This is a genomic window from Nonomuraea sp. NPDC049486 (assembly GCF_040676925.1).
GTDB lineage: Bacteria > Actinomycetota > Actinomycetes > Streptosporangiales > Streptosporangiaceae > Nonomuraea > Nonomuraea ferruginea.
In genome coordinates this window covers 1-20,150 of sequence record NZ_JBFAPV010000030.1, presented here as the reverse complement: position 1 = coordinate 20,150, position 20,150 = coordinate 1, and the positions used below count along the sequence as shown (strand labels likewise).

Annotated in this window: 18 protein-coding genes; 5 read left to right on the top strand and 13 right to left on the bottom strand. The window is 73.0% G+C overall.

All coding sequences use genetic code 11. The features are described from left to right. Positions 1 to 93: 93 nt before the first annotated feature. From AB0K05_RS43155 to AB0K05_RS43115, 9 genes are all read right to left on the bottom strand, one after another. Entirely contained in the window at positions 94 to 663 is a 570-nt protein-coding gene (locus tag AB0K05_RS43155; protein ID WP_148029883.1) for a single-stranded DNA-binding protein, read from the bottom strand. Between the two features lie 129 nt (positions 664 to 792). Next, positions 793 to 2,418, bottom strand: coding sequence for a GTP-binding protein (locus AB0K05_RS43150; RefSeq protein ID WP_148029882.1), 1,626 nt, complete (start codon positions 2,416 to 2,418; stop codon positions 793 to 795). Then, positions 2,415 to 4,928 carry a dynamin family protein gene (locus tag AB0K05_RS43145; protein WP_364237439.1) on the bottom strand — a complete coding sequence of 838 codons (2,514 nt, stop codon included), beginning with the start codon at positions 4,926 to 4,928 and terminating at the stop codon, positions 2,415 to 2,417. Before AB0K05_RS43145 ends, AB0K05_RS43150 begins: the two co-directional genes overlap by 4 nt. An 8-nt stretch (positions 4,929 to 4,936) precedes the next feature. Next, positions 4,937 to 6,169, bottom strand: coding sequence for a uroporphyrinogen-III C-methyltransferase (gene cobA / locus AB0K05_RS43140; RefSeq protein ID WP_364237437.1), 1,233 nt, complete (start codon positions 6,167 to 6,169; stop codon positions 4,937 to 4,939). A gap of 84 nt (positions 6,170 to 6,253) precedes the next feature. After that, positions 6,254 to 7,267, bottom strand: a complete 1,014-nt coding sequence (speB, locus tag AB0K05_RS43135; protein ID WP_148029880.1) for an agmatinase — start codon at positions 7,265 to 7,267, stop codon at positions 6,254 to 6,256. Between the two features lie 37 nt (positions 7,268 to 7,304). After that, on the bottom strand, positions 7,305 to 8,393 hold the full coding sequence (gene cobT / locus AB0K05_RS43130) for a nicotinate-nucleotide--dimethylbenzimidazole phosphoribosyltransferase (RefSeq protein WP_148029879.1): 1,089 nt from the start codon (positions 8,391 to 8,393) through the stop codon (positions 7,305 to 7,307). Between the two features lie 15 nt (positions 8,394 to 8,408). Continuing rightward, positions 8,409 to 9,257 (bottom strand): sirohydrochlorin chelatase, encoded by an 849-nt coding sequence (locus AB0K05_RS43125; RefSeq protein WP_219546971.1) that lies wholly within the window; start codon positions 9,255 to 9,257, stop codon positions 8,409 to 8,411. Positions 9,258 to 9,325: 68 nt separating this feature from the next. Continuing rightward, positions 9,326 to 10,501 (bottom strand): SAM-dependent methyltransferase, encoded by a 1,176-nt coding sequence (locus AB0K05_RS43120; protein ID WP_364237433.1) that lies wholly within the window; start codon positions 10,499 to 10,501, stop codon positions 9,326 to 9,328. A 63-nt stretch (positions 10,502 to 10,564) separates the two neighbouring features. Further along, positions 10,565 to 11,644 carry a GNAT family N-acetyltransferase gene (locus AB0K05_RS43115; protein WP_219552507.1) on the bottom strand — a complete coding sequence of 360 codons (1,080 nt, stop codon included), beginning with the start codon at positions 11,642 to 11,644 and terminating at the stop codon, positions 10,565 to 10,567. A 70-nt stretch (positions 11,645 to 11,714) separates the two neighbouring features. On the opposite strand from AB0K05_RS43115, the gene AB0K05_RS43110 reads away from it, so the two are divergent. Both AB0K05_RS43110 and AB0K05_RS43105 read left to right on the top strand, forming a co-directional pair. Next, positions 11,715 to 12,092, top strand: coding sequence for a DUF2795 domain-containing protein (locus AB0K05_RS43110; RefSeq protein ID WP_148029875.1), 378 nt, complete (start codon positions 11,715 to 11,717; stop codon positions 12,090 to 12,092). A gap of 6 nt (positions 12,093 to 12,098) precedes the next feature. After that, the gene (locus AB0K05_RS43105) at positions 12,099 to 13,109 is read left to right on the top strand and encodes a Vms1/Ankzf1 family peptidyl-tRNA hydrolase (RefSeq protein WP_148029874.1); all 1,011 of its coding nucleotides are present in this window, start codon (positions 12,099 to 12,101) and stop codon (positions 13,107 to 13,109) included. Here AB0K05_RS43105 and AB0K05_RS43100 read toward each other — a convergent pair. From AB0K05_RS43100 to AB0K05_RS43090, 3 genes are read right to left on the bottom strand one after another with little or no spacing between them, the layout of a single operon-like run. Further along, positions 13,099 to 13,683, bottom strand: a complete 585-nt coding sequence (locus AB0K05_RS43100) for an LUD domain-containing protein (RefSeq protein WP_364237429.1) — start codon at positions 13,681 to 13,683, stop codon at positions 13,099 to 13,101. The two genes, AB0K05_RS43105 and AB0K05_RS43100, sit on opposite strands and share 11 nt — an antisense overlap. After that, entirely contained in the window at positions 13,670 to 15,070 is a 1,401-nt protein-coding gene (locus AB0K05_RS43095) for a lactate utilization protein B (protein WP_364237426.1), read from the bottom strand. The genes AB0K05_RS43100 and AB0K05_RS43095 overlap by 14 nt, the downstream gene beginning before the upstream one ends. Further along, the gene (locus AB0K05_RS43090) at positions 15,067 to 15,798 is read right to left on the bottom strand and encodes a (Fe-S)-binding protein (RefSeq protein WP_219552497.1); all 732 of its coding nucleotides are present in this window, start codon (positions 15,796 to 15,798) and stop codon (positions 15,067 to 15,069) included. Before AB0K05_RS43090 ends, AB0K05_RS43095 begins: the two co-directional genes overlap by 4 nt. 75 nt (positions 15,799 to 15,873) lie before the next feature. Here AB0K05_RS43090 and AB0K05_RS43085 point away from each other — a divergent pair, with 75 nt between their 5' ends. Beyond that, entirely contained in the window at positions 15,874 to 16,560 is a 687-nt protein-coding gene (locus AB0K05_RS43085; RefSeq protein WP_364237424.1) for an FCD domain-containing protein, read from the top strand. Between the two features lie 3 nt (positions 16,561 to 16,563). Here AB0K05_RS43085 and AB0K05_RS43080 read toward each other — a convergent pair whose 3' ends face one another. Beyond that, positions 16,564 to 17,988 carry a sulfatase gene (locus AB0K05_RS43080; protein ID WP_364237422.1) on the bottom strand — a complete coding sequence of 475 codons (1,425 nt, stop codon included), beginning with the start codon at positions 17,986 to 17,988 and terminating at the stop codon, positions 16,564 to 16,566. An 81-nt stretch (positions 17,989 to 18,069) separates the two neighbouring features. Between AB0K05_RS43080 and AB0K05_RS43075 the strand changes: the two genes are divergently transcribed. Together AB0K05_RS43075 and AB0K05_RS43070 are read left to right on the top strand one after the other, a co-directional pair. Beyond that, a complete protein-coding gene (locus AB0K05_RS43075) occupies positions 18,070 to 19,071 on the top strand; it encodes an LLM class F420-dependent oxidoreductase (RefSeq protein WP_148034354.1) in 1,002 nt (333 codons plus the stop codon). A gap of 179 nt (positions 19,072 to 19,250) precedes the next feature. Continuing rightward, on the top strand, positions 19,251 to 20,150 hold a 900-nt coding region (locus tag AB0K05_RS43070; RefSeq protein ID WP_364237420.1), incomplete at its 3' end, for an AAA family ATPase.

Here is a 20,150-nt window from a genome sequence, read left to right as displayed (position 1 = left end):
ACCACCTGACCGAACGCCACGGTCGGCGCGCCACCGCCGGCACCGGACCACCTGGCCGGACGCCGGAAATGGCGCGCCGCCATGGACGGGGCATCAGGCTGCGGCTCGCTCTTCCTGTGGCCACTCGGCGTCTTCGGACTCCTTCTCGTTGTCGTCGGCGCCGATGATGCGCACCGCGGCCTCGTCCGCCGGGATCTCCCTGACCACCATGCCGGGCCCCTTGCGGGCGGCGCCCATCGCCCAGTCCTGGGTCTCCTCGTCGAGGCGGTCGCGCATCTCCCTGCTCACTGGGCCGCCGCCCGCCCGCTCGGGCTTGACGAAGGTGCCGGTGCCCCAGCGCAGGTCGTGGCCCACGGCCGAGGCCTCGACCTCGGGCATGAAACGCCGGTCGCCCTCAGGGCCGAACTCGCGGATGCGGAGCTTGCCCGACACCACCACCGGCTGCCCGACCCGTACGGACTGGGCGACGTTGTCGCCCAGCGCGCGCCAGCAGCGCACCGCGAAGCAGACCTTCTCGCCGTCGGCCCACTGGCCCGACTTCCTGTCGAAGTAGCGATGGGCGGTGAGCACCCGGAGCGAGGTGACCTTGGAACCGTCGTCGAAGGTGTATTGACGCGGCTCCGCCGCGACGTTGCCGGTGAGCGTGACGTAGATGTCGTTCATCCGTTGCCTCCCCTGTGGCGGGCCGGACGCCCGCGACCTGGGACCACGGTGCCGACCACGGCCCGCCCGCGAAGCCGCCGAGCGGTGTTCTGGGGATGGCCGCCCGGCGGGAACGGAGGCTGTGGAAGGTCAGCTCGACAGGCCGCGCATGGCGGTGTAGAAGGCGTGGTGGCGGGCGAGTTCGCGCTCCACCGGCTCCACCACCATCTTCTCCGCGATCGCCGCCACCCGCCGCCGCATCTCCCGCTCCAGCCGCTCCCGCTCGCGCGAGGCGCCCAGCTCGACGAAGTTGCGTGAGGCGATGCCCGACAGGGCGCCCAGCCCGAGCACCGACACCGTCATCAGCGCCGCCCACGGCAGCGCTGCGGTGTCGCCCATCAGTTCCAGCGCCGGCGGCAGCGCGCCCGGTATGAGCAGCCCCAGCAGGAGCCAGAGCACGCCGCACCCGAACGCCGCCACCAGGGCGTACTGCCACGCCTTGAGCAGCCGCCACCAGGCGGGCACCCGGTCGAGCTGGGGCGCGACCTGGGTGAGGTCCTCGGTGAGCGCCGACGGCACCTTGCCCAGCCGGGAGCGGGCCGCGTGGTGGAGCGACGACCGCCACACCGGGTGCATGGTGCCCGACAGCCCTTCGGCCAGCGCCTGGACGGCGTTGGTGACCTCGGCCGCCTGCGCGGTCACGGTGCCGGCGGCGATGCCCTTGATCTCGTCGCTGACGTCCTCCAGGCGGAGGCTCTTGATCGGGTCGGGGCGGAACCGGTCGGCCCAGCGCGGGAACGGCCAGCCCACCCACCGGTTGGAGCGCTCGACGTAGATGTTCTCCATGGCCTCGCCCACGGCCGGCACGCCGACGGCGTCGCAGAGCGCGTCCACCAGGCCCATCTTGCGGGCCTCGTCCACCGCGGCGGGGATGGCCAGCGCCTCCCCGACCGGCATGGCGGCCGTCATCCGCTGCTCCAGCTTGCGGAGGTCGGCCTCCAGCCTCTGGATCGCGGCCCGGCGACGGGAGACGGCCGCCGCGACGACGCTCTTGAGGCTCTCGACGCCGCGGCCGGTGACGGCCGAGGTCGGCACGACCGTCGGGTGCTCGACGCCTTCGCGGCGGAGCAGGTCGTTGAGGTCGATGACCAGCTCGGCCAGTTCCTCGGTGGAGAGCCGGTCGGCCTGGTTGAGCGCGAACACGGTCACCGCCTCGTGGCCCGCCAGCTCGGTGACGTAGCGGCGGTGGGTGGAGGCGTCGGCGTACTTCTGCGGGTCGAGCACCCACACCACCAGGTCGGCCAGCCCGATGAGCCGGTCGGCCTCGTTGTCGTTGAGCGCCCTGATCGAGTCGTGGTCGGGCAGGTCGAGCAGGATGAGCCCGTGCAGCTGGCTCTCGCCCTTGTCCAGCGCGCTGGCCCGGGCGAACCGGTGGCGCCACTGGATCTGCAGCCAGTCGAGCAGCGGCGCCGCGCCTTCGAGCCCCCACACGCAGGCGTGGGTGCGGGCGGTGGTGGGCCGCCGCACGCCGGTCGGCGACAGCTCCAGCCCCGAGACGGCGTTGAACAGCGACGACTTGCCGCTGCCCGTGCCGCCCGCGAGGGCGACCACGGTGTGCTCCGACGACAGCTTGAGCCGGTCACCGGCGCGCAGCAGCAGCGACTCGGCCTCCGACATCAGCTTGGGGTCGAGCCGTCCGGGGCCGAGCTCCACGACCTTGGACAGCGCGGACAGCCGGGACGAGAGCCCCGGCCTGGGCGTGGTGACGGTGGTCATCGTGCGACCTCAAGGTTGTACGTGGCCTGGTAGAGCCGCGTCGCGGCGGACTCGTCGGGGATGCCGGCCGAGTCGAGCGCTTGCACGTATCGCATGGACTCCTCGTCGAACAGCATGCTGATCCTGGCCCGCAGGTCGCTCAGCGCCTTGGCGCCGATGCCGCGCAGCGACTCGGCGCCCAGCAGCGCCTTGACCAGCCGGTGCGGCACCCCCTCGACATGGCCGCCGCTGAACATGGCGACCATGAAGATCAGCGACAGCGAGTCGGCGTCGAACGACACCAGCTTCGACACCGTCCGCTTGGCCACGCCCTCGGTGCGGACCAGCTCGGTGACGTGTTCCTGCCAGGCCGCGACAGCCCGGCCGGCGTGCCGTACGAGGTCGTCGGAAGGCCGCTCCAGGCCGTCGGCGAGCGCCGCCCCGACCTCGGCGCGGTGCCGCCAGCGGGCGGTCACCTCCTCAGCCGCGCGGGTGGCGGCGGCCACGATCACGGACTCCAGGCCGGCCCGCAGCGCCGCCCTGAACGCGATGATCCGCTCGGGCGTCTGCCTGCCGCTCCTGGCGCGCTTGCGCAGCTGGAGCGAGCGCATCAGGTCGCCGGAGCCGGCGAAGTCCTGCCAGCGGGCGAGCACCTCGCCGTGGATCAGCGCGCCGCTCCTGAACGCCTTGTCGAGGTCCGTGAGGGCGCCGAGGTAGGCGGCCTCCACGTCGCCGCGCAGCTCACCGCGGAAGGCGACCTGCGCCTCCAGGTGCTTGGCCAGCGCCGGCACGCGGGTGCGGAAGCTGTCGAGCACGCCGTTGAGCGTCTCCCTGACCGCCTGGGCGCGGCGGGCCCCGTCGACGGACAGCTCGGCGAGCCACAGCCGCAGCTCGGTCACCTCGCTGTCGGGCAGCCGACCGTCGGCGACCTTCGACTCGCTGATGACGAACCGGTCGATCTCGCCCAGGCCGTACTCGGTGAGCATCCGGACGAAGTGCTTGAGCACCACCTCGCGGGCCCTGTCCTGGACGCGGGAGAGCACGATGGCCAGCCTGGCGCCGCGCTCCTTGGCCAGGCGGAGGAGGTTCCAGGCGGGGGCGTCGGCGTAGCGGGCGGCGGTGGTGACGAAGATCCACAGGTCGGCGGCGTCGAGCATGCGGTGGGCGATCTCGTGGTGCTCCTCGACGACCGAGTCGATGTCGGGGGTGTCGAGCAGCGCCACGCCCTGGGGCAGCTTCTCCGTGGCGCTGATCACGATGCCGCGCTGGCCCGCCTCGGGCCTGGCCTGGTCGAACCGTCGCAGGCCGCCCAGCAGCTCGCCCTCGGCGAACCACTGGCGGTCGTCGGGATGGCAGACCAGGACGGGCACGCCGGTGGTCGGCCGCCGCACGCCGGTGCGCGAAACGTTCTTCTCGGCGAGGGAGTTGACCAGCGTGGACTTGCCCGCGCCGGTCGAGCCCGCGACCACGATCAGGGCGGGCGCGGTGTTCATCCGCACCCTCGGCAGCACGTAGTCCTCAAGCTGGGCGAGCAGCTCGCCGCTCGCCTTGCGCGCCTCGCCGGCGCCCGGCAGGTCGAGCCCGAACCGCAGCGACGCCACACTCTCGCGCAGCGCCCCGAGCGCCGCCGCCATCGCCTTCACGGTCTCAGGCGGCAACTCCTCCTCACGTACGCCCTCCGCCTCGGGCCCCTCGGATACGGACTCCGCCTCGGCCTCAGGCTTGTCAGGTACAGAATCCGCCTCGGGCCCCTCGGATACGGAGTCCGTCTCGGTCTCGGTCTCCTCCGGTACGGAGTCCGTCTCGGTCTCGGTCTCCTCCGGCACGGAGTCCGCCTCGGTCTCGGGACTCTCCCGTACGGAGTCCGGCTCGTCGCCGAAGTCCTCCGGTACGGACTTCGCCTCGGGCTCCTCCGGTACGGAGTCCGCCTCGTCTTCGTCGGCGACGGCCTTCTCGTCAGCGCTGTCCCCGGGTGCTTCGGCCGGAAGGCCGGACTCGGCGGCCTCGGATGCGTCGGACTCGGCGGGCGCCTCCGGCTCGGAGTCCTCGACGGCGACCGGTTCGCGCTTGGCCGCAGGAGTTCCCTCCGGAGCCTGGTCCGTCTCCTCCCCGGTCGCGGGCTCCGGCTCGGCGGCCGCGGCCCCGGAGCCTCTGACGACCGGGCCGAAGGCGTCGAGCTGGGGCTCAGCGGGCGCCTCGGGACCCGGCTTCGAGTCCCCGGAGGCGAACGGCGTGAAGGCATCGAACTCGGGCTCGGAGCGCTCGGCGACACCCGGCTCACGCCTCCCGGCGGGAGACTCCGGCTCGGAGCGCTCGCCGGCCCGGCTCCCGGCAGGAGAGTCCCGCCCGGGTCGGGCGGCGGAGCTCTCCGGCGGGCCGGTGGCTTCGCGTTCCGGCTTCGCGCCTGGCGGGCGGCCCGCAGCCCGCTTTGGCTCGGCGGGTAGGTCCGCCGGGGGGCCCGGGGGCGCGTCGGTAATGGCGGGGAGGCTCAGGGTCTGCTCCCCTGGCCGCTCTCCGCGCCCGTCATCCATGGCGGTGTTCAAGGCAGGCGCTCCGCTCGAACCATCTCGACCTCCTGGCCGACCTCGACGACATCGCCGACGACGATGATCGCCGGTGGCCGTATCCCAGCCGCGGACACGCGTTCGGCCACGGTGGAAAGCGAAGCGGTGACCGCCCGCTGGGTCGGAAGGGTACCGTCCTGCACCACCATTACGGGAGTCTCCGGTGGACGTCCGTCTCGGATGAGGGCCTCGGCGACCGCGGGCAGCCGCTCGACGGCCATCATGAGCACCAGGGTGCCACGGGAACGCGCCAGGCCGGGCCAGTCGACGGTGGACCGGGGGTCGTCCGGCGCGACATGCACCGAAATGACGTGGAACTCCTGGCTCACCCCGCGGTGCGTGACGGGGACACCGGCCGCGGCGGGGACCGCGACGGCGCTGGTGATGCCGGGCACGACCAGCACGGGGATGCCGGCCCGGGCGCAGGCGATCATCTCCTCGCCGCCGCGCCCGAACACGAACGGGTCGCCGCCCTTGAGCCGGACCACGAACTTGCCCTCTCTGGCGCGCTCCACCAGCAGCTCGTTGATCTTCTCCTGGGAGAGGGACCGGCCGTAGGGCACCTTGGCGGCGTCGACCAGCTCGACGTCGGGGGCCAGCTCGTCGAGCAGGGCGCGGGGCGCCAGCCGGTCGGCGACGACCACGTCGGCCTGCGCGAGGAGCTGGCGGCCGCGTACGGTGATCAGCCCGGGGTCGCCGGGCCCGCCGCCGACGAGCGCCACCCCCACCGGCTTGGTGCGGTTGCGCCGGGCGTCGACGGTGCCGTCGCGCAGCGCGCCCACCACGGCGTCGCGGATGCCGGCCGCCCTGCGCGGGTCGCCGCCCGCGGTGACGGCCACGCTGATCTCGTCGACCCGGCCGGAGGCCGGGGTCCAGGCGGCGGAGGCGTCCTTGTCGTCGGCGCGCACGCACCAGATGCGCTTGGCCTCGGCCTCGGCGGCCACCGCGGTGTTGACCGGCCGGTCGTCGGTGCACGCCTGGACGAGCCAGGCGCCGTCGCAGTCGCCCACCTGGTAGGGCCGGGCGTGCCAGGTGACCCGGCCCGCGGCGATGAGGTCGTCCAGAGCGGGGGTGACGGACGGCGAGACCACGGTCACTTCCGCGCCGGCGTCGAGCAGCGCGGGCACCCGCCGCTGAGCGACTCTCCCGCCACCCACGACGAGGACCCGGCGACCGGAAAGCCGCAGGCCGAGGAGGTAGGGGCCCATGGTGGGTGAATCTCCCGTTCGCGAACGTTGTGTGCTAGGTGGATAAACCTACCGGCTCCCAACGCGTCATTTGTTGCGCAGGGGTCAACGGCCGTCAAGCAGAGGCCGGCGGGGGTCCCAGCGCTCTCCGCCCGCTTCGTCGGCGCGCCGTCTGGCCATCGCCGAGAGCGCCTCCAGGACGACCCTGTTGCCGAGGAGCGCCGTGATGTCGGCGTGGTCGTACGGGGGCGCGACCTCGACGATCTCCATGCCCGCGACGGGCAGCTCGTAGCAGATGCGCCGCACCGCGTCGAGCAGTTGCCGGGCCGTGAGCCCGCCCGGCTCGGGGGTGCCGGTGCCGGGCGCGTGGCCGGGGTCGCACACGTCGATGTCGATGGACAGGAAGATCTGGTCGCACTCGTCCAGGGCGATGCGGAACGCCTCCGTGAGGCACTCCTCCAGGCCGCGGGCGACGATCTCGGTCATCTCGTAGGAGCGCATGTCCTGCCGGGCCATCCACTCCAGCGTCTCCGGCTCCGGCCAGTAGCCGCGCAGCCCGATCTGCAGGAACCGGTCACCGCGGATCGCGCCGGACTCGATCAGCCGGCGCATCGGCTGGCCGTGCCCGTACAGGTGGCCGAAGGAGATGTTCCCGGTGTCGGCGTGCGCGTCGAAGTGGATCATCGAGGTGCGGCCGGGAGCGTGCGCGCGGGCGGTGCCGCGGGCGTCCGGCAGCGCCACCGTGTGGTCGCCGCCGAGCACCACCGGGACGGCGCCGGAGGCGGCGATCCGGTGCACCGCCGACTCGATGGCCTCCAGTGAGCCCTCCACGTCGCCCGAGTAGCACTCGACGTCGCCGGCGTCGAGCACCCGCAGGTCGCGCAGGGCGTCCACGCGCAGCGCGAGGCTGGGCCTGGAGCCGTCCTGCGGCAGGTAGCAGGCCTGGCGCAGGGCCATCGGGCCGAACCTGGCGCCGGGGCGGTGGGAGGTCCCGCCGTCGAAGGGGGCGCCGAGGATGACGACGTCCGCGTCCGCGTAGCTCGCGGGGTCGTCGACGTCGCAGCGTTCGACGCCGAGGAAGGTGAGGTCCGGGCCGTACATCGGTCCGTATCTGGGCACTGGTCACCTCATCTGGTGGTTCCTGTCCCTTTCATCATCACATGTGCTTCTCGGTGACTCCGGCCGAGTCGAACGTGGCGACCTCGTGCATGACGCGGACGGCGGCGCAGACGAGCGGGTGGGCCAGCAGCCCGCCGGTGCCCTCGCCGAGCCGCAGCTCCAGGTCCACCAAAGGGCGCAGGCCGAGGTGCTCCAACGCGGCGGAATGACCCGGCTCGGCGGAGCGGTGGCCCGCGACGCAGTGGTCGACGGCGGCGGGTGAGAGCGCGGCGGCGGCCAGCGCGGCGGCCCCGGCGATCACGCCGTCGAGGATCACCGGCACCCGCGCCGCGGCCCCGCCCAGGATGAAGCCGGCGATGGCGGCGTGCTCGAACCCGCCGACGGCGGCCAGCACCCGCGACGCCTCCTGCAGCTTGAGCCCGTGCGGATCCGGCCGGCCCTCCATGAGGATGCCGTTGACCTGGAGCGCCTCGCGGACGACGGCGATCTTGCGGGCGTGGGTCTCCTCCGTGACGCCGGTGCCGAGGCCGGTCACCGCGGCGGGGTCGCGGCCGGTGAAGGCCGCGATCAGCGCCGCCGAGGCCGTCGTGTTGGCGATGCCCATGTCTCCCGTGATCAGGCACCGGGCGCCGGACGCCACCAGGTCGCGGGCCACGCCGATGCCCGCCTCCAGCGCGCGTACAGCCTCCTCGCCGGTCATCGCGGGGCCCCGCGACAGATCGGCGGTGCCGTACGCGATCTTCCGCTTGACCAGGCGGGCGTCGTCGGGCAGGTCGGCGGCGACGCCGACGTCCACCACGGTGACCGACGCCCCGATCTGGGCGGCGAAGGCGTTGGCCACCGCCCCTTCCGCCAGGAAGTTGTGCACCATCTGCACCGTGACCTCCTGCGGCCACGGGGTGACGCCGCGGGCGTGCACGCCGTGGTCGGCGGCGAAGATGGCCAGCGCGGCCGGCTCCGGCATGGGCGGCGGGCTGACCCCGGCCGCCCCGGCGAGCCGCACGGCGACCTCCTCCAGCGCGCCGAGGGACCCGCGCGGCTTGGTGAGCCGGTCCTGGTGGGCACGCGCGTCGGCGATCGCGCGGGGGTCGGCGGGGCGGAGCGCGGCGAGTGTCTCGGCGAGCACGGAACCTCCGGGGGTTCAGGGGACCAGCTGCTGGAGGGCTTCCTCGTAGCGGTCGATGACCACGTCGGCCAGCGTCTCACAGTCGCCGATCACCTCGGCGCAGCGGATGTCGAGCTCGGGGTGGCCGGCGCCGTACGCGAGCGCCTGCGCCCACACGCGCTCCAGCGTGCCGCCCGCGAACAGCAGGTAGGGCACGACGATGACGCGCTTGGCGCCGAGACGGCGGCAGCGCTCCAGCCCGCCGGGCACACCGGGCGGGGTGAGGGAGACGAACGCGGTCTCCACGGTCATGAAGTCGTACGCGTGCGTCTCCCAGAACAGCCGGGACACGCGGTGCACGTCGGCGTTGGCGGCCGGGTCGGTGGAGCCGTCACCGACCAGCACGACGGCGGTCTCACCCGGCTCGACGTGCGGCGGGACGCCGTCGGACGCGGCGCCGTCGACGGCGCGCAGCCGGGGACGGGCGCCGACCAGCTCCAGCGGGCGCGGCCTCGGCATCTCGGTGGCGGCGTCGTTGAGCCGCTCGGCGAGCAGCGCGAGCACGCGCGGGTCGGGGCCGACCGGCCGGCCGTGGTCGTACACGAGGGTGGGGTGCCGCTGCTGCTCCAGGGCCAGGGCGGCGGGGAGTTCGCCGTTGGTCCGGCTCAGGGTCAGCGGCAGCGCCACCAGGCGGTGGTGGCCGCGGGCGACCAGGGAGGCGACGGACTCGCTCAGCAGGGGCGTGGCCCGCTCGAGGTAGCCGCCCGACACGTCGGCGGCGGTCTGGTCGAGCCGGCAGCGGAGCCGGTGCACGAACCTGCCGAACTCGGCGGAATCGGCGTCGTCGTTGGAGCCCTGCCCGACAAGCAGGAGCGGCGGCTTCATGGGGAAGGTTCTCCGGTGCGTAGAAGAGGACACGCGAGGATAACCGATGTGCGGCGCTGAGCGACAGGTCAGGAAGTGCGCGCGGGTGTCGCGTGCACGACGAAGACCGGGTCGGCGGAGCTCAGGCTGTGCGCGCCGTCGGGGCCGATGACGAGCCCGGAGGCCAGGATCTGGGTGCCTTCGGCGCGGTAGCCGTGCTCGCGCAGCAGGTCGAGCACGGCGGACACGCGTTCGACGGTCTTCAGCGCGCACACCAGCGAGCGGGGCCGGCGGGCGGCGCAGGCGACGATCACGTCGGGGCCGCCGCCGCCGACGAAGACGGCGTCGGGGTCGGGCAGCGGTTCGAGCGCGGGCGGCGCCTGCCCCCGGGTGAGCGCCACCTTGACGCCGTGGCTCAGGACGTTCTCGCGCAGCCGGGCGCAGGCGTCGGCGTCGCGCTCGACGGCCATCACCGCGGCGCCGAACCTGGCGCACTCCACCGCGATCTCGCCGTTGCCCGCGCCCACGTCCCAGACCAGGTCGCCGAGCCGGGGCCCGAGCTTGGCGAGCACGTACGCGCGCACCTCGGCGGGCAGCCTGGACTCCAGCGGCAGCGCCCATCCGGCCGGTCCCGGCTGGGCGCCCGCCACCCAGCCGGGCTCCTTCCGGCGGTGCAGCGGGTCGATCACGAGCACCACGTCCGGGTCCTTCCACGGCCGGGTGGTGGCCTCGCCCATGCGGCTGTGGGTGACGCGCTCGTCGGGCCCGCCGAGGTCCTCGCACACGACGAGCGCGCGCGGGGTGGTGGGCGCGAGCTCCCTGGCGATCTCGCCGGGGCCGACGCCGGGGGTGACGAGCAGCGCGACCTTGGGGTGCGCCCGGCAGGCGTTGACCACGCGGGCGAGCTGGTGCGGGCCGGCCGGGGCGACCACGAGGGCGTCGTCCCAGTCGAGCCCGGCGCAGGCGAAGGCGCGGGTGACGATCGAGGTGGCGGGCAGCACGTGGGGCTCCAGCCCGTGGCCGCGCAGCGTGCGCACCACGCCGAAGAAGCCGGGGTCGCCCTCGGCGATCACGACGGCCGGGCCCTCGCCCCGCTCCATGTGGGCGTCGAGGGCGTCGAGCAGGCCGCCGGGAGAGGCCGTGGCGGCGGACGGGGCGAGCCGCCGGGTCAGGTGGTCGGGGCCGATGACCAGCCTGGCGGCCTTCAGCCGGTCGACCGCCTTGGCCGACAGTCCCGAACCGTCCCACCCGACAACCGTGATCATGGGCCTCACCGTCCTCACCCACCAGATTGACGGTTGCACCACCGTTTCACCAAGAGGTCCCGCTCAGGAAAGGTCGGACGGGATCAGGCTGAAGACGACGAGGTCCTCGCCGCGCAGCGCGTTGCGTTCGACGCCCTCGCGGACGAAGCCCGCCTTCTCCGCGACCCGCTGGGAGGCGGGGTTGGACACCGCGGCCCGCAGCTTGAGCCGCTGGAAGCGCTGCTCGCGCAGCAGCCAGCGGGCGATGGCGGCGACGGCCTCGGTGGTGTAGCCCCGGCCGCGCGCCCACGGCGCGGCCATGTAGCCGATCTCGCACGACCGGTTGGCCCAGTCCACGTCCCTGAGGTCGACGTTGGCCGCGAACCGGCCGCCGGCCAGCTCTTCCACGGCCCAGGCGATGCCGTCGCCGCGCAGCCGCATCCGCTCGGAGGTGGCGACGAAGGCGCGGGCGTGGGCCTGGCCGTAGCGGCGCGGCACCCCGGTCATGGCCTGGGTGAGCGGGTCGGCGCCGGTGGCGGCCAGGTCCGGCACGTCCTTCTCGGCGGGCGGGCGGATGAGCAGCCGTTCGGTGCGCAGCTCGGCCCTGGGCAGGGTCTCGCCAGGGGTCCGGCCGTCGTCGCGGAGCATCCCGAAGATCACCAGATCGTGCGGCCCGTCGTCTTCGAGCACCGCGGCACGCAGCACGCCTTCCCAGGTGAAGCCCGCTTTCCTGGCCACGTGCAGGGACGGCAGGTTGTCCAGGTTGGCTGTCAGGTCGACGCGGCGCAGCGTGGTCTCGGCGAAGACGTACGCCACCAGCCCGCGCAGCGCCTCGGTGGCGAACCCGCGCCCCCGGTGGAGCGGGTGCACGCCGTAGCCGACCTCGGTGGTGCCGGCGCCCCACGCGGTCTTGAACAGGCTGATGGCGCCGACGATCAGCCCGTTCCCGTCCGTCATCGCCAGGTGGATGCCCTGGCCTGAGCGCTGGAGCTCGTGCACGCCGTTGGCGAGCCACTGGGAGACGGACGCCAGGTGACCCGGGGCGCCGGGAGGCAGGAACCGGACGCCCGACTCGACGACGGATCTGATCCGGTCCACGTCCGAGAGGCCGAACGGGCGCAGAACGAGCCGCTCGGTGGTGATGGTCAGCCGGGGATCGAACACGTCGGCAGCGTACACAATCAGCCATGTTTGCCCACGAAAGCGGGGGTAGGGGGGCGCAACGGGAGGAGCGATGATGAAAGAGCACAGCCCTCGCATGGACGAGCAGCGAAGGCACGAGCCGGACGGGTTCGACGGTCCCGACGGCAACCCACGCGGCGTCGGGACGGTGCCCGCCGAGGAGTGGCGGGAGCCCGAGCCGGGCCAGCTGGAGCGCGTGCACCGCTACACGCCCGGGCAGGGAGGCCCCGCAGGCGTCCGCGGCGACCTGGCCGCGTGGCTGAGCGACGCCGACTTCCCCGCCACCCCTTACGACCTGATGCGGCACGCCGAGCGGATGGGCGCCCCCGACGAGGTGGTCACGTTGCTGCGCGCGCTGCCGGCCCGTCGCTACATGACCGTGCCCGAGGTGTGCCGGGCCGTGGGACCCGGCGCGGCAAGGCGGAGGTGATGACACGTGCGACTCGACTTCATCCGGCCGCTCTACGAGCGCCCGGGGCCGTACGCGTCGGTGTACGTGGGCGGGCTCACCGCGCGGGACCGGTCCGCCCTGTGGACGAGCCTGTGTGACGAGCTGGAGCGGGCCGGCGGCACCGAGTCCGAGGCGCTGCGTGAGGAGGTGCTGAGCCCGGGACCGGGACGGGCGGTGTTCGCCGTGCACGGCGACGTGGTGCTGTCGGAGCCGCTGCCGGAGGCGCCCCGCCCGCTGGCGGCGTTCTCGCCGCTGCCGCTCGTCACCCCGATGCTGATGCAGCGGGGCGAGAGCGTGCCGCACCTGCGGGTGATCATCGACCACGCCGGCGCGGACGTCTCGGTGCACGGGAACGGCTCGCCGCGCAAGACGACCGTCGAGGCCGAGGAGTGGCCGCTGCAGAAGACCGCGCAGGGCGGCTTCTCCCAGCGGCACTACGAGAAGGCGGTGGAGGAGACCTGGGAGAAGAACGCCGTGGCCGTCGCCCAGGAGGTCGACGAGCAGGTGCGGCGCACCGACGCCCAGCTCGTGCTGGTGGCGGGGGAGCCGCATTCGCGCTCGCTGCTCTGCGACCATCTCGGCCCCCGGTCCACCGGCCGCATCCAGATGCTGGAGCGCGGCCACCGCAACGCGACCGGCGGGTTCGAGCAGGACGTGGAGACCGCGCTCGGCGGCTGGCTGGACGACCGCAGGGCCGAGCTGCTGAACCGCCACGGCGAGCAGGACGGCCCGACCGGGGTGGCCCGGGTGGCGCAGGCGCTGCGCGAGGGCCGGGTGCACGCGCTGCTGATGCCCGGCGAGCTGCCGCGCACCGTCTGGATCGGCGAGGGCGCCACGCAGGTGTCGCGCGACGCCGGGGAGCTCCGCACGTGGGGGGTGGAGCACCCGGTGCAGGAGCGCGCCGACTCGGCCCTCGTCAGGGCGGCGGCGATGACCGACGCCGAGATCTGGTTCACCGACCAGGTGGAGGACGTCGCGGCGGTGCTCAGGTACTGACGATCACTTCCAGGGTCCTGGGGCCGTGCACGCCTTCGACCCGGTTCAGCTCGATGTCGCTGGTGGCGGACGGGCCGCTGATCCAGGTGAGAGGGCGGGACGGGTCCAGCCGGGCCACCGCCTCGGGGACGCCCGCCACGATCTGGCCGGCCAGCACCACGCACAGGTGGTAGTCGGGCACCAGCGTCTGCGCGCGGGTGCCCTGGCCGGGGCCGGTGTCGAGGACGATGGTGCCGGTCTCGGCGATGGCGACCGCGCAGCCGGTCACCACGCCGTCGGCGGCGTCCAGTTCGGCCAGCGACCCGCCGGCGGGCTCGGCGCCTTCCGACCACTCGGGCGGGAGTCCGTCGGGGATCACCATGCGGCGCCCCCGTACCAGCTCGTTGATCGCGGCGGGCACCTCGGCGGCGGGCAGCACGTGCACGATGGCGCGGTAGTCGCGCACCCGCTCGGCGAACAGGCCGGCCAGGTCGTCCACCGGCGGCGCGGTGCGGTAGCCGCGCGGGATCTCCACCTCGGGCGCGCCGCGCACGGCCTGCCGGATCCGGCCGAGTATCTCCTCACGGGCGCCCATGCCGCTCCTCTCTTTCCCACCAGTCCCTGAACGGTTCTTCCGGGATGTCCGGCAGGTCGCGGGTGTCGGTCCAGGCCGACAGCGGGCCGGGCAGCCTCTTCGGCACCAGCTTGCGCAGCCGCGAGGCCAGGCGCTGGACCCCTGCCAGGCGGGCCCGGTCGCCGAACACCCAGCCGGCCAGCCGCATGCCCGCGCGCTCCGCGGCCCCGTGCGGTGCCTCGGCACGCAGGTGGACGAGCACCTCGGGGATGTCGATCGCCACCGGGCAGGCCTCGAAGCAGGCGCCGCACAGGCTGGACGCGTACGGGAGCGAGGCGTCCAGGTCGGAGCCCATGCCGCGCAGCTGCGGGGTGAGGATGGCGCCGATCGGGCCCGGGTAGACCGAGCCGTAGGCGTGACCGCCCGCCCGCTCGTACACGGGACACACGTTCAGGCAGGCCGAGCAGCGGATGCAGCGCAGCGCCTGGCGGCCCACCTCGTCGGCGAGCACGCCGGTGCGGCCGTTGTCGAGCAGCACCAGGTGGAACTCCTGGCCCTCGGCCGAGCCCGTCCAGGTGCTGGTGTAAGGGTTCATCCGCTCGCCGGTGGAGCTGCGCGGCAGCAGTTGCAGGAACACCTCGAGGTCGCGCCAGGACGGCACCAGCTTCTCGATGCCGACGACGCTGATGAGCGTCTCGGGCAGGCTCAGGCACATGCGGCCGTTGCCCTCGGACTCCAGCACCACGAGCGTGCCGGTCTCGGCGACCATGAAGTTGGCGCCGGAGATGGCGACCTTGCTCCTGAGGAACCGTTCGCGCAGGTGGAGGCGGGCGGCCTCGGTCAGCGCGGCGGGCTCGTCGGTGAGCCCTTCGGGGGCGTCGCCCATCCGGTCCAGGAAGATCTCGCGGATCTCGGCCCGGTTGCGGTGGATCGCCGGCACCAGGATGTGGCTGGGGAAGTCGTCGCCGAGCTGGACGATCAGCTCGGCCAGGTCGGTCTCGTAGGCGGCGATGCCGTGCTCGGCCAGCGCCTCGTTCAGGCCGATCTCCTGGGTGGCCATCGACTTGACCTTGACGACCTCGGTCTCGCCGGTGGCCTTGACCAGATCGGTGACGATGCGGTTGGCCTCGGCGGCGTCGCGCGCCCAGTGCACGTGGCCGCCCGCCTCCGTGACGGCCTCCTCCAGCTGGAGGAGGTAGCGGTCGAGGTGGCGCAGCGTCTCGTCCTTGATGGCCTTGCCGGCCGCGCGCAGCTCCTGCCAGTCGGGCAGTTCGCCGACGACGCTCGCGCGCCTGCCTCGGATCGTGTGGGTGGCTTTGCGCAGGTTGTAGCGAAGCTGCGAGTTCTGTACGGCTTTTTCGGCGTTTTTCGGGAAACTCCCGGGCATGCCGAGGAACGTGGCGCTCATCCGCCCGCCTCCGTGGCGGCAAGGATCTCCGCGATGTGCATCACCCGTACCCCCGTCTTCTGGCGGGCCAGCGTGCCGCCGATGTGCATCAGGCAGGAGTTGTCGGCCGCGCACAGCACCTCGGCGCCGGTGCCCAGCACGTTGCGCGCCTTGTCGGCGCCCATGGCTGCGGAGACGGCCGCGTTCTTCATCGCGAACGTGCCGCCGAAGCCGCAGCACTCCTCGGCGCCCGGGAGCTGGACCAGCTCCAGCCCGCGCACCCGGCCCAGCAGCCGCACGGGGCGGTCGCCGAGATGGAGCCCGCGCAGCGAGTGGCAGGTCGGGTGGTAGGTCACCCGGTGCGGGAAGTAGGCCCCCACGTCCTCGACCTTCAGCACGTCCAGCAGGAACTCGGTCAGCTCGTGCACCCGCGGCACCACCCGCCCGACGGCCGCCGCTCCCTTGCTGCCGGGCTTGACCAGCTTGGGGTACTGCTCCCGGATCATCGCGGCGCAGGACCCGGAGGGGACGACCACCGCCTCGTAGCCGGCGAAGACCTCGGTGAAGTGGCGCGCCAGCCGCACGCCCTCCTGCGGGTAGCCGGTGTTGAGGTGCATCTGCCCGCAGCAGGTCTGCGCGGCCGGGAAGTCGACCTCGCAGCCCAGCCGGCGCAGCAGCGACACGACGGCCTTGCCGGTGCCGGGGAAGAGCGTGTCGTTCACGCACGTGAGAAACAGGGCGACTCGCACGCTTCTCCTTCCGGGTATGGTCTGACCACAGTATGGTCGGACCATAGAGGAACGCAATCCTCGAAGGAGGTCCCGTTGTCTGATACCCGCCCGAAGCGGACCCGCACGTTCGAGGACGTGCTCGCCCAGCTGGAGCGCCGGATCGCGGACGACGGGCTGACCGCGGGCGACCGGCTGCCCGCGGAGCGGCAGCTCGCCGAGGAGCTCGGCGTGAGCCGCTCGTCGGTGCGCGAGGCGATGCGCGTGCTGGAGACGCTCGGCGTGGTGACGTCCCAGGTCGGGCGGGGGCCGGACGCGGGCGCGGTGCTGATCTCCCGGCCCGACCACACGCTGACCGACCTGCTGAGGCTGCACCTCGGGCTGGCCAGCCTGGAGCCGCGCGAGGTGATCGACACCCGGCTGATGATCGAGCGCTGGGCGGCCGCCCGCGCCGCCTCGGCCGGCGCGGACACCACCGCGCTCGCCGTCGCGCTGGCGGGGATGGACGCGGCGCGGTCGGCGGAGGAGTTCGTCGAGCACGACACCGCCTTCCACTGCGCGATCGCGGACGCGTCCGGCAACCGGCTGATCGCCGCGTTCATGCGCTCGCTGCGCGACTCCATGCGGCGGCACGCGGTGGAAGCCGTCGAACAGCTGGGCGACACGACGGTGCTGCGCGCCGGGCACGTGCGCATCCTCGCCGCGATCCGCGCGGCCGACCCGGAGGAAGCGGCCCGCGCGGTCGCCGACCACCTGGCGGACGCCTACCCGTCGCTGTTCTGACAGTCAGCCGGGGGTCAGGGTGTCGGCGACCCGGCAGGCCGCGCCCGAGCAGGAACGCATCGCGTCCAGCCGTGCCCGCAGGTCCTTCAGCAGCCCGGGCTTCGCGCAGGCGGCGAGGTTGTGCAGCTCGTAGGGGTCCTTGCGCAGGTCGTAGAGCTGCTCCTCCCCCGTCTCGTACGCGACGTAGAGGTGGCGGCGGGTCCGCACGGCACGGTAGCCGGGCACCGGCGTCTGCGCGGCCGACCGGCGGTTGGCCGGTCTGGCGAACTCGACGAGCACGTTCTCCCGCCACCCGGCCGGCCGCCCGCCGCGCAACAGCGGCGTCATCGACCGGCCTTCGGCGAACGACGGCACCCGCGCCCCGCCCAGCTCCGCGATGGTGGGGGCCAGGTCGACGGTGGCGCTGAGCTCCCCGGCCGACGCCCCGGCCGGCACGCCGGGCCCGCGCACCACCAGCGGCACCCGGATCGCCTCCTCGAACGGCGTGGTCTTGCCCTGGGCCAACCGGTGCGTGCCCAGGTGGAACCCGTTGTCGGAGGTGAAGAACACGTACGTGTCACGCAGCCGGCCCGTCTTCGCCAGCGCGTCCATCACCGAGCCCACGAGGTCGTCCACCCCCAGCATGGCCCGCAGCCTGGTGCGGTACAGCTGGTCGGCCCTGTCCATCTCGCTCTGGCTCAGCGGGGGCCGGTCGCGCAGCCAGGCGGGCTCCTTGCTCACGTCCTCCTGGTTGAACGACGGCGGCCTGGGCGCCGTGGCCTCGGTGAACGCCTCCGCGTGCCGTACCGGAGGGTTGGCCGGCAGGTGGGGCGCGACCGGCGCCAGGAAGAGGAAGAACGGCCGCCCGTCCGCGGCGATGAAGTCGCTCGCCTTGCCGGCCAGCACGTCGGCGAGGTGGTCATGCTCGCCCCAGCCGTACTCGACCGGCCGGCCGTCGCTGTTGAGCCGGTAGCCGTACTCGTTGTAGAGGCCGCGCACGGGCACGTGCCAGGTGTCCCAGCCGGGCGGCACGTACGTCTCGGGCATCGGGCCTGGGTAGTGGTTGAGGTACTTGCCCATGTACGCGGTGCGATACCCGGCATCCTGCATCCAAGTCCCGATAGTGGAACGTTCCAGACCCAAGCCGTTGAAGCGCTCAAATCCCCCTTCCGGGGCGGTGTTCGTCCATACGCCATGGCTGTGGACGTACTGGGAGCGCAGGATGGACGAGCGCGACGGGCAGCACCAGGAGTCGGCCGTGAAGAACCGGTCGAACGACATGCCCTGCCGCACCAGATGGCGGGTGATCTGGGGAAAGTGCGCGAGGGTCCCGGCCTCCAGGTCGTCGGCCATGATGACCACGATGTTCGGCGACCTCCGGGAGGCGCCCGTGGGCTCGGCCGCGAGCGACAGCAGGAGCAGGACGCAGGCCAGACAGCGCAGGAGCACAGGGTCAGGCTTCCCCTGCCGACGACGCATTGACACCCCCGCCGCGGCCGGGGGTAATAGAACTAGATTCCGGAGGTGTCGATGAAGCTCGGCCTGAACGTCGGTTACTGGCAGCGCCACGCCGACGACGCGACTGAGTCGGTGCTGGCCGCCGAACGGCTCGGCTACGACTCGGTGTGGACCGCGGAGGCGTACGGCACCGACGTGTTCACGCCGCTGGCCTGGTACGGGGCGCGCACGTCGCGGATCAAGCTGGGCACCTCCGTCGCCCAGCTCTCCGCCCGCCCGCCGGTCACCACGGCCATGACCGCCATGACCCTCGACCACCTGACGGGCGGCCGGCTGCTGCTCGGCGTGGGCGCGTCCGGGCCGCAGGTGGTCGAGGGCTGGTACGGCCAGCCGTTCGCGAAACCGCTGGCCCGTACGCGCGAGTACGTCGAGATCATGCGGAAGGTGTGGCGCCGCGAGGAGCCCGTGACCAGCGACGGCCCGCACTACCCGCTCCCCCTGCCCGGCGGCCTGGGCAAGCCGCTCAAGCTCATCACCCACCCGCTGCGCGAGGACATCCCCGTCTACCTGGGCGCCGAGGGCCCGAAGAACGTCGCACTCGCCGCCGAGGTCGCCCAGGGCTGGCTCCCGCTCTTCGCGTTCCCTTCCAAGATCGAGGAGATGTACGGCGACGCGCTCGCCTCGCGCGACCCCGACTTCGACATCGCGGCCATGGTCATGGTGATCATCTCCGACGACGTGCGGGCCGCGCTCGACGGGGTCAAGATGATGCTGACCCTGTACATCGGCGGCATGGGGGCCAGGCACCGCAACTTCCACGCCGACATCATCGGCCGGATGGGCTACGCCGAGGCCGCTGAGCACATCCAGGCCCTCTACCTGGCGGGCCGCAAGGACGAGGCGTTCCGCGCCATCCCGGACGAGCTGGCCGACGGCATCTCCCTGGTCGGCCCGCCGGGGCGGATCAAGGAACGCCTGGAGCCGTGGCACAAGTCGCCGGTCACGTCGCTGCTCGTGATGGGCCCGCGCGACGAGCCGTCCCTACGGACCATCCGCGACCTGGTGCTCGGCTGAGCGGAGGACCCCACCGCAGCGGGCTGAATCGTCATCGCTCAACACAGGAGTGATGACAGTATGTGATTATGCGCGCACCCCGAGCGAAATCTTTCAATACCGCGGGCCCGTGTGACCCCCGGCTCCACTACATGATCCCGCCCACGCCCCGGCTTCCCGAGGCTCGGACGCTGATCGACATGGATCGCTACTTCGTGGTCCACGCGCCTCGGCAGACCGGCAAGACGACGGGTCTGCGCACCCTGGCGTCGGAGTTGACGGCCGAGAGGGACATCGCGGCCCTGGCGTTCTCCTGCGAGCGCGCCAAGGTGGCCGGTGACGACTACGCGGCCGCGGAGTCGATCCTGCTGCAATCCATCCGCGAGGCCGCCGAGCGATCGGGCTGGCCGAAGAAACTGCTCCCGCCGGACCCCTGGCCGGAGGCTACGCCGGGCACCCGATTCGGTACGGGCCTGAGCGCGTGGTGCCGCCGCAGTCCGCGCCGGGTGGTGCTGTTCTTCGACGAGATCGACGCCCTGCAGGGCAGCAGCCTGGTCAGCTTCCTCTGCCAGCTCAGGGACGGTCACAACGCCCGCCCGGACGGGCACCCGTTCCCCGCGTCCGTGATCCTGTGCGGGCTGCGCGACGTCCGCGACTACAAGACCGCCGTGGGCGCCGACCCGGGCCGGTGCAACCCCACCAGCCCGTTCAACATCGTCACCAAGTCGCTGCGCCTGGGCGACTTCACCGCCGGCCAGATCGGCGAGCTGTACGGCCAGCACACCGAGGCGACCGGTCAGGAGTTCACCAAGGACGCGGTGGAGCGGGTGTTCGAGCTGACGCAGGGTCAGCCGTGGCTGGTGAATGCCGTGGCCCACGAGATCATCTTCGAGATGGGGGTGACCGGCGCCGTCACCGCCGGGCAGGTGGACGAGGCCAAGGAACGGTTGATCAGGGCGCGCGCCGTCCACCTGGACTCCCTGGCCGCGCGGTTGCACGAGCCCTGGGTCAAGCGGGTGATGGAACCGATCGTGGCCGGCGACCTCTACACCGACTCCGCCTTGTCCGACGATCTGTCCTACGTCCGTGACCTGGGGCTG